Origin of the sequence: Kitasatospora sp. NPDC051702 (assembly GCF_040681575.1) — a bacterium.
Classification (GTDB): domain Bacteria; phylum Actinomycetota; class Actinomycetes; order Streptomycetales; family Streptomycetaceae; genus Kitasatospora.
Window position 1 is genome coordinate 68811 of record NZ_JBFAZB010000011.1, and the last position, 13711, is coordinate 82521.

Below are 13711 nucleotides of genomic sequence, written 5' to 3' on the forward strand. Positions count from 1 at the left end.
ACCGAACACCGTGGACCAGCCCGTCGTCCTCATCGCCGACCCCCTGCCCGCCGAGACCGTCGCCGGGCTGGGCCCCGGGTTCGACGTCCGGCACTGCGTCGGGGCGGACCGCGCTGCCCTGCTCGCGGCCGTCCCGGCCGCCGACGCCCTGATCATCCGCAGCGCCACCCGGGTCGACCGGGAGGTGATCGAGGCCGCACCCCGGCTGCGGATCGTCGCCCGGGCGGGAGTCGGGCTCGACAACGTCGACACCGCGGCCGCGGCCGCGGCCGGCGTGGCCGTCGCCAACGCGCCGGAGTCCAACACCACCAGCGTGGCCGAGCTCGTCGTCGGCCTGATCATCGCCTCGCTGCGCCGGATCCCGGCGGCGACCGCCTCGGTCCGGGCCGGCGAGTGGCAGCGGGCCGCGTTCGGCGGGACCGAACTCGCCGGCAAGACCGTCGGCATCCTCGGGTTCGGCCGGATCGGCCGCCTGGTGGCCCGCCGGCTGGCCGCCTTCGACATGCGGATCGAGTGCCACGACCCCTACGTGAGCGCCGAGGCCGCCGCCGAACACGGCGCGCACGCCGTCCCGCTGGACGAGCTGATGCGCAACGCCGACGTCCTCACCGTCCACCTGCCGCGTACCCCGGAGACGGTGGGCATCGTCGGCGACGCCGAACTGCGCCTGGCCAAGCCCGGGTTGCTGGTGGTGAACACCTCGCGCGGCGGCATCGTCGACGAGGCCGCGCTCGCCCTGGCCCTCAAGGAGCAGCGGATCGCGGGCGCCGCCCTGGACGTCTTCGAGATCGAACCGCCGCTCGGCTCGCCCCTGGTGGGCCTCGACACCGTGCTGGCCACCCCCCACATCGGGGCCGGGACGAGGGAGGCGCAACTGCGGGCCGGCCAGGACGCCGTCCGCGCCGTCCGCGCGGCCCTGTCCGGCGGGCCAGGAGCCGCCGGCCGCTGACCGCGGCGAGCCGCGGGCCCCGGTGCGGGCTCGGGCTCGTTGCGGGATCAGGCCCGGTGCGCGGGCACCTTGAGCAGGTCGCGCACCGAGGCCGAGGGGAGGTAGCAGCGCAGCAGGGACAGGCCGATCCGGGGCAGGTCCGCCTCGTCGCGGTAGAGCAGGTACATCGGCTCGTAGCGGGGCTGGAACTTCGCCTTGAAGGCGTGCAGGGAGCGGAAGCCGTAGTAGGGCTCCATGGCGCCGCCCAGCTGGTCGAGGATCCGGTCCAGGACGGTGGGGCTGTCGGCGGTGCCGGTGCGGGCCAGCGGAGCGCCGGACAGCGAGAGGAAGCGGGCGCCGTCCTCGCGCAGGGCCAGGCAGCTGGAGGCGATCATGAACTCGACGACCGGGCGGAAGCCGTCCCGGCGGCGCATCATGTCCAGCGTCCAACCGCGCGGCGAGGCGTCCTCCCCGTACACGGGCATCCAGGACGTCACGCCGTGGATGTGGTCGTCGGCGTCCATCGCGAGGCCGACCCGCATCCGGGGGTCCAGCGCCTCCTCCACCCCGCCGAGGGTGAAGCCCATCTCCGGCAGGCCCTTGTCGCCGACCCACTCCTCGGAGATCCCCCGGACCTGGGACTGGATCTGCCGGGGCTGGTCGGCCAGGGCGACCAGGCGGAACTCGACGCCCTCCTTCCGGGCCCGGTTGAGCGCGGTGCGCACGTCCTGCCAGGCCTTGCCGCGGAACTCCAGGTCCGGCAGCTCGATCACGGTGTCCTCGGCCACCTGGGCGGCCCGCCAGCCCAGGCGGTCGGTGACGGCCGCGGTCTCCTCGCCGGCCGAGAACAGGCAGGGCACCAGGCCCGCGCGGTCGCACATCTCGGCGAAGCCGGTGATCGTCGCGGCCCGGCCCGGCGCGGCGCCGACCGGGTCGCCGAGCGCCACCGCCACGCCCGCGTGCGTCCGGTAGGCGATGTACCCCTCACCGTCGCCGTCGGTCCCGGCCGGGGCGCCCCCGGCGGGTGCGTTCCCGGGGGACGCGCCCCCGGCGGGGCCGGTCCAGGACGGGACGTCCCGGGGCGGTCCGTTCCCGGACGGGCCGCCGCCCCGGGTGAAGAAGTAGGAGTTGTCCGGCCAGGTGGTCATCCAGGACAGGTTGCCGCCGCCCCGGCGCATCAGCAGGTCCGCGGCCTGCTCCTGCGGAGCGGCCTCCGCCGCGGGGGCCGGCCGGCCGGCGCCGGGGGAGCCGCCCGCCGCGGTGCCGCCCGCCGCGGTGCGGCCGGCCCCGGAACGGTGCGGCAGCCAGCGGTGCGGCCGCCGCGCCTGGAACGCCTCCCGGCCGACGAGCAGGACCAGCAGCTCCGCCGTCCACAACACGGCGGTGGGGACGAAGACGGCCGCACCGGTGACGGTCACCTGCTCGCCGAGGATCTTCCCGATCACGTACACCACGGCCACGACCAGGCCCAGCAGGGCGTTGACCAGACAGAGCAGCACCGTCCACTGCCAGGAGAGCCGGCGCCCCTGGCGCAGCCCGTTGACCAGCAGTGCGATCAGGGCCACCGAGATCAGGACGTTCCAGGCCGATCCGCCCTGCCCCGCGGTGTCGCCGAGCGGGCCGCGGCTCGGCGACAGCCGGACCACCACCAGGATCGTCGCGATCAGCACCAGGCCGGCCACCGCCAGCAGCCGCCACTCCCGGCGGCTGAGGTGCCCGGAGGTCGGATGCGCGCCGGGCACCCTCAGCCAGTGCGTGGCCAGCAGGCCGCCGGCGACGGCGAGCGCGTGCTCCAGCTCGACCAGACCGCCGACGTAGAGCAGCCACACCCCGACGTAGGCGATCAGGCCCAGGCGCAGTCGCTGGCGCCACGGCGAGGCCAGGGCCGCCGACACCACCGCCCCGGCGCACAGCGCACCCGCCGAGAGGCCGACGTCCAGGGCGTGCGACTGCTCGACGGCCCAGGACCAGCCGGTCCGGCGCAGCACCAGCAGGAGCAGCGCGGCCAGCAGGACGGCGCCGAGCTGGCCGGCGACGGTGACCGCCGCGGCCCACCGCGTGCCGAGCCGCGACTCCGCCAGCCCGACCAGCAGCGCCGCCCCGAGCAGTACCAGCAGGTAGTCGACGGGGGTGGCGCACAGTACGGCGCCGGTCACCGGGGTCCACCAGCGGCCCGCCTCGAACGACGGCAGTCCGTAGGCCACGTCCGGGTACCAGGAGCGGTCGGACACCGAGTGCCACAGGCCGCCGACCGTCAGTCCGGTCACCAGGATCACCGCGCACACGGCGACGGTGAAGGGGAACCGCCGGACCGTGGCGGCCGCGGCGGTGCGGGCGGCACGGACCCGCTGCGGTTTCGTCTCTCCGGGCACCTCGCACCTCCGCAACGGCGGGGCCGGTCCGGTCCGGGCCCCGCTCGGGGAGGGCCCCGGAACCTCCCGGCCAGTCTATGGGGATTCGGTGGCCGGGGCCGGGCGGCGGCTCCCGGGTGCCGGTGGGCCCGCCACTCCGATGTTGTCATTGACAACATCGGGGTGGGGTGGCAGCCTGGCGACATGAGCACACGCCCCCGGGCCTGGACCGCCGCGGACCTCCCTCCGCAGACCGGCCGCACGATCGCCGTCACCGGCGCCACCAGCGGAATCGGCGCCGTCACCGCACGGGAACTCGCCGCGGCGGGCGCCCACGTGGTGCTGGCCGTCCGGGACACCGGCCGGGGCGAGGCGCTCGCCCGGACCCTGCCCGGGAGCACCGAGGTGCGGCGGCTCGACCTCGCGGACCTCTCCTCGGTGCGCGCGTTCGCCGCCGGCTGGCAGGGCCCGCTCGACGTCCTGGTGAACAACGCCGGCGTCATGGCGATCCCCGAGGCCCGCACCGTCGACGGCTTCGAGATGCAGTTCGGGACCAACCACCTCGGCCCGTTCGCCCTGACCAACCTGCTGCTGCCGCACATCACCGGACGCGTCGTCACCGTGGCCTCCAACGCGCACCGCAGGCCGGGGGTCGACATCGACTTCGACGACCTCGACTCCCGGAACTCCTACCGCCCCTGGCGGGCTTACCAGCAGTCCAAGCTGGCCAACCTGCTGTTCACCCGCGAGCTCCAGCGGCGGCTCACCGCGGCCGGATCCCCGGTGACCGCGCACGCCGCCCACCCCGGCTACGCCGCCACCAACCTCCAGAGCGGTGCCGCCGGTTCCGGACAGCGCCTGATGATGGCGATCGCCAACCGCGTGATCGCCCAGTCCGAGCAGCAGGGTGCGCTGCCCTCCCTGTACGCGGCCACCCAGCCGCTGCCCGGCGCCAGCTACACCGGCCCCGACGGGCGCGGCGAGCTGCGCGGCTACCCGGCCCCGGCCCGGCTCAGCCCGCGCGCCCTCGACGACGCCGCGGCCCGCCGGCTGTGGGACGTCTCGGAGGAGCTCACCGGTGTGCACTTCCCCGACCTCGCGGGTCGCTGACCGGGGTGCACGCCCCCGGCCTCGCGGGTCGCCGACCGGCCGCTCAGTCGTTCTGCCCGCCGTCGCTGCCGGGCACGGCGGGCTTGGGGAGGTTCCGCTGACCGGTGACGCCGGTGGCCGGAACGCCACCTCCTGCCCGGATCGGTCGGGTTCCGACACCGTGCGCACAGGTTCGGACGATTCGGTGCCAGTACGCGACACCCTGTCTCGAAACAGCCGGAAGTGCGGTGGGATTGCCCGAAATTACCACCACCACTGAGGCAGCTGAGGTCGGCATGACACAGGCGGGCGGGACGGCGGACGATCCGGCCAGAACCGGCAGGGGCACATCGGAGATCGCCGAGGAACGGTGCCGGGGGCTGCTGGAGGCCGCGCCCGACGCCATGGTCATCGTCGACGACACCGGGACGATCAGGCTCGTCAACGCCCAGACGGAGGCGCTGTTCGGCTACCGGCGCGAGGAGCTCCTCGGGCGGCCGGTCGAACTGCTGGTGCCCGGCCGGTTCCACGCGCACCACGTCCGGCACCGCGAGCACTACGCCGCCAACCGCCAACTGAGGCCCATGGGCGCCGGGTTGGAACTGCACGGACTGCGCAAGGACGGCACCGAGTTCCCCGTCGAGATCAGCCTCAGCCCGCTGGAGACCGTCGACGGCCCGCTGGTCTCCGCCGCCGTCCGCGACGTCAGCGAACGGAAGGCCGCGGAGCAGCGGATCAACGAACTGGCCGGGCTGGTCGAGTCCTCCCAGGACGCCATCCTCGCCATCACCCTCGACGGCGACATCACCTACTGGAACGCCGCCGCCCACCGGCTCTACGGGTACACGTCCGCCGAGGCCGTCGGCTGCCACGTCAGCCTGCTGGCGCCGCCGAACCGGCGCGACGAGGTCGGTGCCGTCCTCGACCGGCTGCGCGGCGGGGAGAAGGCCGAGCACTTCGGCACCCTGCGGGCCACCCGGCTGGGCCGGCTGCTGGACGTCGACGTCACGCTCTGGCCCACCCGCAGCGCCGACGGCCTCGTCACCGGTGCGTGCGCCATCATCCGCGACATCAGCGACCTCAAGCGGGTGGAGGCCGAACTCACCGCGCTCTACGAACAGCAGCGGCACATCGCGCTCACCCTCCAGCGCAGCCTGATGGGCACGCCCCCCGCCATCCCCGGCCTCGCCACCGCCCACCGGTACCGGCCCGCCACCCAGGGCGCCGGCGTGGGCGGCGACTGGTTCGACCTCATCCCGCTCGGCGCCGGCCGGGTGGGGATCATGATCGGTGACGTGATGGGCCGCGGCCTTGAGGCGGCCGCCGTCATGGGCCAACTGCGCTCCGCCGCCCACGCGCTGGCCGCGGTCGGGCTGGAGCCGTGGCGGCTGATGCAGGCCCTGGACACCTTCGTCGCCGGCCTGGACGTCCCCGACCAGATCGTCACCTGCTGCTACCTCGTCATCGCCCCGGACACCCGGGAGGTGACGGTCTGTTCGGCCGGCCACCTGCCCGTGCTGGTCACCGCCCCCGGCGAACCGGTCCGGGGGCTGGACGCCCCCGTGAGCGCCCCGCTCGGCGTCGGCGGCGTGCCGCACCAGCAGAACTCCGTCGTCCTGCCGCCCGGCACCACGCTCGCCCTCTACACCGACGGCCTGATCGAGACCCCCGGAAGCGACATCGAGCAGCGCCTGACCGACCTGACCGCGATCCTGGGCGGCGCCCTCACCGGCGGCGACGACCTGGAGGCCGCCGCCGACCACGTCCTCGGCCTCGTGCTCCCGGACGCCGCCCAGCACGACGACGACGTCACCCTGCTGTTGGCCCGGCTGCCGAGGGCGCCCCTCGCCTCCGCCGCGATCGACCTGCCGGCCATCACCGCCTCCGTGCCCGAGGCCCGGTCCTTCGTCGGCAAGGTGATCGCCTCCTGGGGCGGGTCCGACCGGGCCGCGGACGCCCAACTCCTCACCTCCGAGCTGGTGGCCAACGCCGTCCAGCACGCCGAGGGCCCCGTCCGGCTGAGCCTCTACCGGCACACCTGCGAACTCGCCGTGGAGATCGCCGACCGCAGCCCGCAGGTGCCGCACCCCCGGCTGGCCGAGAAGGACGCCGAGTCCGGCCGCGGCCTGTTCCTGGTCAACGCCCTCGCCGACAGCTGGGGCGTGCGCCCCGCCGTCGAGGGCAAGACGACCTGGTTCACCCTCTCCCAGACCCCGACGGACACGCCGCCGAACGGCTAGGGCGCCGCGGACCTAGCGCGAGCCGGGCCGGACCTCCCGATTCCAACCGGCCGGTTGGGTGCTCCGTATCCTGGCCGCATGGCATGGGACACCGCTAGGACGAAGGCGCTGCTGCTCGACGCCGCCGTGGACGAGTTCGCCGCGTACGGGCCCGAGGGCGCGCGGATCGATCGCATCGCGGCCGCGGCCGGGATCAACAAGGAACGGATCTACCCCTACTTCGGCGGCAAGCGGCAGCTCTTCGCCGCCGTCGTCCAGCGCGAGTTGGAGCAGCTCGCGGCGGCGGTGCCGATGGAGGACGAGGCGACCGGCCGGGCGCCGGACCTGCCGGAGTACGCGGGGCGGGTGTTCGACTACCACCTCGCCCATCCGCACCTGCTGCGCCTGCTGCAGTGGGAGGCCCTGTGCGGCGACGCCGCCTCGCCGGTCGCGGGTGAGGAGCTGCGGGCCGCCCACTACGCCGAGAAGGTCGCCGCCGTCTCCCGTGCGCGCGGGGAGGGGGCGCGATCCGCGGGTGCCCCGCTGCCGCCCGAGGAGCTGCTGTACGCCGTCGTGGCGCTGGCCGGCTGGCAGTTCACCGCGCCGCAGCTGGTCCGGATGATCACCGGCCGGACGGCCGACGAGGACCCGGCCGGCCGGCGGGCCGCCGTCGTGGACATGGTGCGCCGGCTCGCGCTCTGATCCCGCTGCAGGGCTCTGATCCTGCACGCCCCGTCTCGCGCGCCGGTCCCGCGCGCTTCGATCCCTCGCGACCCGATTCCAACTGACTGGTTGGAAACGGGTCGCGTTCGCGCTAATCTCCAACTCGTCAGTTGGAGATTTCTGTGCAAGGAGCCCGACCATGACGGTCACGTCCGCACGCCCGAACGCCGCCCTCGTCCTCATCGAGTTCCAGCGCGAGTGGCTCGACCCCGAGCACGGCCGCCTCAACCACCTCGTCGAGGACCGCGACCTGCTCGACACCGCGGTGCGCGGCGCCGCCGCCGCGCTGGCCGCCGCCCGTGCGCACGGCGTGCCCGTCGTGCACGTGCCGCTCCTCCTCGCCCCCGGCGCGCCGGAGCTGCAGAGCTGGACCCCGGCGCGCCTCGGCCTGCGCGCGGCGATCCCCGCGGCCGGCACCTGGATCCAGGGCAGCCCCGGCGTGGAGTTCGCCGACGGCTTCCACCCGGCTCCCGGTGAGCCGGTGGTGCGCGGCCGCGCGGGCGCCAGCGCCTTCGCCGGATCCTCCGACCTCGACCTGATCCTGCGCCGCCTCGGCGTCACCGACCTCTACCTGGCGGGCTTCGCCACCCACGTGTGCGTGGAGTCGACCCTGCGCGAAGCCCACGACCGCGGCTACGGCGCCCACGTCATCCACGACGCGTGCGCGGCCTTCACCCGCGTCCAGCAGGACCACGTCCGCGCCCACGTGATCCACCACTTCGGCGCCGAGACCGACGCCGCCGCCTTCGCCGCACACCTCGGCACCCCGGTCGCCGGCCCCTGCCGGTGAGACGCCCGACTAAGCGGTCCCCGCCGGCAGGGTCGCGGGTGCGGCCTCCTGGGGCGCTCCGGTCGGGCGGACGGCCCTCGTCATGGGGCGGGATCGACGAGGCGGGCAAAGGTCTGATCGATCCCCGACTCCCTGCAGCTGTTCAGGACGGCCAGATGAGTGTGCACGGCCTGCCTCGCCTTCTCGTCGGGAACGCTCCCGCCGAACCAGATCTGGGGATCGTCCTCGGTCATCGCCAGGACCTCGAAGGCCATCGGCTTCAACAGCTCGTTCTCGTTCTCCCTGACGACCTGGCGGGCCTGCCCCCAGTCCGGCGTGGAGAGAAATCGGCGGAATGCGATCATGGTGTCGTCGATCCATTCTATGGACATCTGAAAAATCTCCCAACGGCCGAGGTTGTGGGAACGTTTCCCATCGTTGCGGATCAGCCCCGATCCAGCTCGACGGGGTGCCTATTCATGACGTTGTTGGTGTGACCATCGGCGTCGATTATTTCATCGGTCTGGAGGATATCTGCCGATCTTATTGAACGGTCGGCGTTATTGCGGTCGAGGTATCTCTTGATCCATTCGGAGGCGATATTGACGGTGATTCCCGCCGGTATCGTCAGTGCTATGGTCAACAACTGGACGCCGTCGCCTCTGTGTTCGATCTTCGACGCGCTCAGGCCCACGCCGTTATCGGATACGGGCGCGCGCGTGTCGCCCGCCGCGCCGGCATCCTTCTCGATGGCGGCTTTGAGGCGCTCCGCGGCTTGCGTATCCGAGAGTTTCACCTTGAGTCGGTAGCTCATCGTTCTTCCTCATCGCTCAGGCGGACCGCCGCCCGGTCGTTTTCGCCTTCGGGTCGCCCACGACGAACCAGGGGGACCACCAGGCGGGGTCCGTCGGGTACGCCTCATCGCTCCCCGGGATGAGGGCTTCGACGTCGCGCTCGCGCACCCTGCGACGCATCGTCTGTTGCGCCCAGGCGACCGCCGGACCGACCGTGAGCGGCCGGTCGGGTGCCGGCCACGGACGGTTCGGGCCCGTCCCGCAGAGAGCGGAAACGAAGAGGTCTGCGAAGAGCAGGCCGGCTTCGTCCGGAACGGGGGCCAGACTGACGACGGCGGCCCGGGCCCCGGTCGCGACGATGAGCTGGCGGACGACTCCGAGGAACTCGTTGTTCTCCCTCTGGGAGAAGTCGCCCGTGCTGCATCCGGTCAGGAGGACGACGTCAGCGCCGAACCTGCGTCCGGGAACGCTGAGCAGGTCCGTGGGCCGGGTCCAGGTGCCGTCTAGGGAGAGCAGTAGTCCGTGGGGCTCGGCATGGCATGCCAGATGGAGGAGGCCGACGTCGCAGCCGCCAGTCAGGAACTGTTCACAGTGCGCGGTCACGAAGCAGGCGGACCCGGGCTCGTCGGAGAAGAAATCGCGCCTGGTGATCTCCACTTCCCGGTCGACGAGGCCGAGGGGTTTGTAGTCCCCTCCGTTGCACGCCACGCCGAGGTAGGCGGCCTTCCGCTCGACCTGCATCGCGTACGGGGCGTGGGTGCGCAGATGGCGCAGGACGCCGGCTGCCGGAACGACCGACACGGTGTAGCGCTCGCCGAGCGTGCGGTCGGGCGCGGAGGGAGCGGGGGCGGGCAGCAGGTGCCACGGAAGGCCGATGAGGAGGGAATCGGGGGAGATGATCAGTGTGTCGATCCTGTCCGTGAGCGGACCGATCAACTGCTCTGTGGGGGGAAACCCTCTGCCGTGCAGATCGTCGCCCTCGCGGCCGGCAGCCACGGCCGCATCGACGGCAGCCGTGGTGATGCCTGCCGCGACCTCGACGGTCACGCCGGTGCGGGTCACGGTGGAGCGCAGGGGAGTTCCGTCGTGCCACCGGTAACTGAGGTAGGCCTCCCCCGGGGTCAGGAGCGCCTGGAGCTCATCGGGGCCCACGGGAGGTGAACTGAGCAGCTCAACCCGCTCCGGCTCGTCGTGGTAGAGGCGTTGGAACCGATCGGCGACCTGGTGGTCGAGCGCGTTCAGGCCGTCCTGCTGCAGCTGCAGTTCCTCCTCCATCGCTGGCAGCCGACTGGAGAAGTGCCCTCCGATCAGTGCTCCGGCGATCACCAGCTCGAGATCGTCGCGTTCCCGTGTCAGGTTCTGCCGGCGCGTCATCAGCTCCGACAGCGTGACGTCGTCCGCCGCGACGGAGGTCCAGGTCTCGTCCTGAAGGTGCTGGTCCTGGAACGAGCGCGCCTTCGGAGCCTCGCTGAGCAGCCAGACCAGCTCGTCCCACACCCGGCGGTCACTCACGGACGCAGCCGATCTGATCGCCTTGCCGGCGAGGATGCGAGCACCGTCGGCCACGACGGTCCGGTCGTTGATCTCGCGCTCACTAGGCGCTCGCAGGCTAGGCCGAGCCTGCTCGTACCTCTTCAGGGCCTCGACGGCCGTGTACATCCACTCGTCGCCGCCGGCCTGTGCCAGCGTGACCGCCAGCCCGAAGCTGGCTGCCGCCGCCTCTACGGGGCGGTCTGCATGAGTGAAGGACTCCGCCGCCCGACGGAGCAGGGGGAGGCGGCGCGGATCCGGTGCGCCGCCGGGCCTCTGCGGCCGTAGTACCTGTCCCGCCACGAATTCCGCCATGCCGGCCCCCCACCAGTCGCCGGCGGCTTCGAGATCCTCAACGGCTTTCAGGCACGTCGAATAGCACGTCTCGCGGTACTCCGGACGCGCCAAGCCGAGGAGGCTGTACTCGTACGCGGCCTGGTACCTGGACCGCCCTGCCTCGCCCACCTGGCCGACGGCCTCGAACAGCCCGGCCGCGCGCTCGTACTCCCTCGCGCGTTCGATCCGCAGGTCGAGCAGGGCAGTCAAACCTCCGGACCGCACGGCGCTCTCGTCGGCGTTCTGGCCAAGACTCCGGGCCCGCTGATACCGGCACTGCGCCTCCATGCGGGTGTCTCCGGCATCCGCGTACTCGTTCGCGATCTCGAGGAACCTGTCCGCACAGCCGCCGAGAGTGACGCGCAGTCCGTCCAGGGCCTGTCGTGCGAGGTCTTCGGAGGCCGGAAGGCTACGGGCCAGGGTGAGCGCGATGTCGTACTCGTGGGCGGCTTCGCCGAACTCGCGCAGAATCCGAAGATTGTGCGCGAGAGCAAGCCTGAAGGTCGCCTCGGTGTCCCGGTCGCCCAACTGTCCGACGACGGCTGCGGCCCGCCGCGCCGGATCGACGGCTCCCGTGGGATCCCCCGCCGCCAGCCTTTCCTGCGTCTGGTACCGAAGCGCCACGAGCCGGAGCTTCAGCAGCTGTGGGCTGACTGTGTCCTCGGTTGCGGCAATGAGCCCATCGCTGAGTTCGGTTCCAGTCCATTGGCCGATGTCGGCCAAGACCTCGAGCTTGGCCGCGGAGGCTTCGAGCGCGCCGAACTTGTCTCCGCACGAGGAGAATCGTCTGATGGCCCGGTCGAACCACCAGAGGCTGTCCTCGTGCCGGTCCCCGATGGTCAGCGCGTGCCCGCAGCCGAGAAGTGCTTGGGCTGCAGGGGATGCGAGCCCTTCCTGCTCCAGAATCTCGGCCGCACGGCTGAGCTGTTCGAATGCGGCACTACCGCGCCCCAGCTGGAGCAGGAGTCCGCCCAGCTCGAATCGCGCCGCAGCTTCCGCACCCCGGTTGCCTGCCTCAGTAAAACCCTGGGCGACTTCCGAAAGATCTCGAAGTAATTGATCCGCATGCATAGTATGCGCACTTACATGTGTATCCGTGGAAGGTCGGTGAATCTGGACCGATCGCGACCGTGGGAGGGGATCGGCCATCGGAGGTTTCACCGCAATTCTTACCTTCTCAGGCTATCCACATGTGCCACAACAATCCAGATCCTTCCCGGCAGCTCAGCGGCAACTCGAGGGGCTAAGGCCTTGTCCTATGTGGTGATCTTCGGCAGTCGTCTGTGGCAGGTGATTGACGGCGGCGAGGTCACAGAAGGCCGGGTAGCGTAGGTGGTCGCGTTCGTAGCGGCGGGCGATGCGGCGGTAGCCGGTGAGCCAGGCCATGATCCGCTTGATCACCCAACGGGGGCGGCCCAGGGTCTGGCTCGACTCGACGCCCTTGCGGCGATCCGGGGCAGGATCTGCTGCCTGCGGAGCCATCTCCGCAGTTCGGGGCTGTCATAGGCTTTGACTGCGCGGACCTTGCGGGGGCGGTAGTGCCGGCCCCGTTCCGGGACGTGTTTCATTTGGAGGGCTTGGACCAGCGGCATCAGACCGTGCTGGTCGTGGACGTTGCCGGCGGAGATGCCGACGACGGGGGGGGCGGGCCGCCACGGTCAGACAGGACGTGCACCTTGGAGCCGGGTTTGCCCCGGTCGACGGGGCTGGGACCGGTGTGGTCACCCCTTTTCGCGCGGACGTGCACCGAGTCGACGATCACCCGCGACATGTCGAGCAACTCGAGTTCGAGGCCGTAGACTCGGCCGGGTGATCTTCTGGCGGGGCACGTTTTCGCCACCGGGGAGTGGGTGCGGCTGCAGGGCGGGCCTGCCCGGTAGGAGCGCGCTGGTCGCTCTCGGTAGGCCGACGGCTTCTCGCCGTCCTGCCGCAGCGGAGCGGGGCGGTGGGTTGGTGGGGTGCCGGGCCCGGTGAATAGGGTGGGGGCGATGCTGTCGGCCCGTACCCGTGGAGAATGCGATGACTTCGAGCCCCGCCCCCGACGACGGCCTCCTTCCGATCGGGGTCATCGGGCTCGGTGACATCGCGCAGAAGGCGTACCTGCCGGTGCTGGGCAGGCTGCCGGGGCTGGACCTGCGGTTGATGACCCGGGACGGCGCGAAGCTGGACCGGATCGGTGACGAGTACCGAGTGCCGGCGCAGGCGCGGTTCACCGGTCTGGACGAGCTGATCGGCAGCGGGATCCGGGCCGCCTTCGTGCACGCCGCCACCGACCAGCACGTGCCGATCGTCGAGCAGCTGCTCACGGCCGGCGTCGACGTCTACGTCGACAAGCCGCTCGACTACACCCTCGACGGCGCCCGCCGGCTGGTCGACCTCGCCGACCGGACGGGCCGCTCGCTGATGGTCGGCTTCAACCGGCGCCACGCGCCCGGCTACTCCCAGGCCCTGGAGCGCCCGCGCGACCTGATCGTGCTGCGGAAGAACCGCGAGGGCCTCCCGGAGGCCGCCCGTACGCTCGTCTTCGACGACTTCATCCACGTCGTCGACACCCTGCGCTTCCTCCTCCCCGGCGAGATCGAGCACGTCGACGTCCGCTCCCGCGTGCGCGACGGCCTGGTCGACCACGTCGTCCTCACCCTCGCCGGGGACGGCTTCACCGCGCTCGGCATCATGAACCGCCGCTCCGGCTCCACAGAGGAGGTCCTGGAGGTCTCCGGCGGCGACTCCCTGCGCGAGGTCCACAACCTCGCCGAGGTGGTCGACCACCGCGGCCAGCCCACCGTCCGCCGCCGCGGCGACTGGGTCCCGGTGGCCCGCCAGCGCGGCATCGAGCAGGTCGTCCTCGCCTTCCTGGACGCCGTCCGCACCGGCAAGACCCTCGACGCCCACGACGCGCTGCGCACCCACGAGCTGTGCGAGCACGTCGTGGCCTGCATCGAGGCGGCCTGACGGGGAGGTGTGCGGTCAGG

At 72.2% G+C, this 13711-nt stretch carries 11 protein-coding genes and 1 pseudogene; 6 read left to right on the plus strand and 6 right to left on the minus strand.

Annotated features, from left to right (window positions below):
• The first annotated feature begins 10 nt into the window (after positions 1 to 10).
• Entirely contained in the window at positions 11 to 949 is a 939-nt protein-coding gene (locus tag AB0N04_RS12520; RefSeq protein ID WP_360210252.1) for a hydroxyacid dehydrogenase, read from the plus strand.
• A 47-nt stretch (positions 950 to 996) separates the two neighbouring features.
• Here the strand turns inward: AB0N04_RS12520 and AB0N04_RS12525 are convergent, their stop codons facing one another.
• Complete coding sequence (locus AB0N04_RS12525) at positions 997 to 3300, minus strand: DUF2156 domain-containing protein (protein WP_363364160.1); 2304 nt, start codon at positions 3298 to 3300, stop codon at positions 997 to 999.
• A gap of 183 nt (positions 3301 to 3483) precedes the next feature.
• On the opposite strand from AB0N04_RS12525, the gene AB0N04_RS12530 reads away from it, so the two are divergent.
• The 4 genes from AB0N04_RS12530 to AB0N04_RS12545 all read left to right on the plus strand — a co-directional run bounded on the left by AB0N04_RS12530 (position 3484) and on the right by AB0N04_RS12545 (position 8100).
• On the plus strand, positions 3484 to 4389 hold the full coding sequence (locus AB0N04_RS12530; protein ID WP_360210256.1) for an oxidoreductase: 906 nt from the start codon (positions 3484 to 3486) through the stop codon (positions 4387 to 4389).
• Positions 4390 to 4664: 275 nt separating this feature from the next.
• Positions 4665 to 6608 (plus strand): PAS domain S-box protein, encoded by a 1944-nt coding sequence (locus AB0N04_RS12535; RefSeq protein WP_360210258.1) that lies wholly within the window; start codon positions 4665 to 4667, stop codon positions 6606 to 6608.
• A gap of 78 nt (positions 6609 to 6686) precedes the next feature.
• On the plus strand, positions 6687 to 7289 hold the full coding sequence (locus AB0N04_RS12540; RefSeq protein ID WP_360210260.1) for a TetR family transcriptional regulator: 603 nt from the start codon (positions 6687 to 6689) through the stop codon (positions 7287 to 7289).
• A 160-nt stretch (positions 7290 to 7449) separates the two neighbouring features.
• Complete coding sequence (locus AB0N04_RS12545; RefSeq protein WP_360210261.1) at positions 7450 to 8100, plus strand: cysteine hydrolase; 651 nt, start codon at positions 7450 to 7452, stop codon at positions 8098 to 8100.
• 80 nt (positions 8101 to 8180) lie between these two features.
• On the opposite strand, the gene AB0N04_RS12550 is transcribed toward AB0N04_RS12545, so the two are convergent.
• The 5 genes and pseudogenes from AB0N04_RS12550 to AB0N04_RS12570 form a co-directional block, all read right to left on the minus strand.
• Entirely contained in the window at positions 8181 to 8471 is a 291-nt protein-coding gene (locus AB0N04_RS12550) for a hypothetical protein (protein WP_360210263.1), read from the minus strand.
• 53 nt (positions 8472 to 8524) lie between these two features.
• On the minus strand, positions 8525 to 8893 hold the full coding sequence (locus AB0N04_RS12555) for a hypothetical protein (protein WP_360210265.1): 369 nt from the start codon (positions 8891 to 8893) through the stop codon (positions 8525 to 8527).
• Positions 8894 to 8909: 16 nt separating this feature from the next.
• Positions 8910 to 11810, minus strand: a complete 2901-nt coding sequence (locus AB0N04_RS12560; protein WP_360210267.1) for a CHAT domain-containing protein — start codon at positions 11808 to 11810, stop codon at positions 8910 to 8912.
• 326 nt (positions 11811 to 12136) lie between these two features.
• Entirely contained in the window at positions 12137 to 12367 is a 231-nt protein-coding gene (locus tag AB0N04_RS12565) for a hypothetical protein (RefSeq protein WP_360210384.1), read from the minus strand.
• A 14-nt stretch (positions 12368 to 12381) separates the two neighbouring features.
• Positions 12382 to 12477 (minus strand): annotated as a pseudogene (locus tag AB0N04_RS12570) (IS5/IS1182 family transposase); the annotation flags it as partial.
• A gap of 281 nt (positions 12478 to 12758) precedes the next feature.
• Between AB0N04_RS12570 and AB0N04_RS12575 the strand changes: the two are divergent.
• Positions 12759 to 13691: a Gfo/Idh/MocA family oxidoreductase gene (locus AB0N04_RS12575; protein WP_360210269.1), complete on the plus strand. Its 933-nt coding sequence runs from the start codon at positions 12759 to 12761 to the stop codon at positions 13689 to 13691.
• Positions 13692 to 13711: the final 20 nt, after the last annotated feature.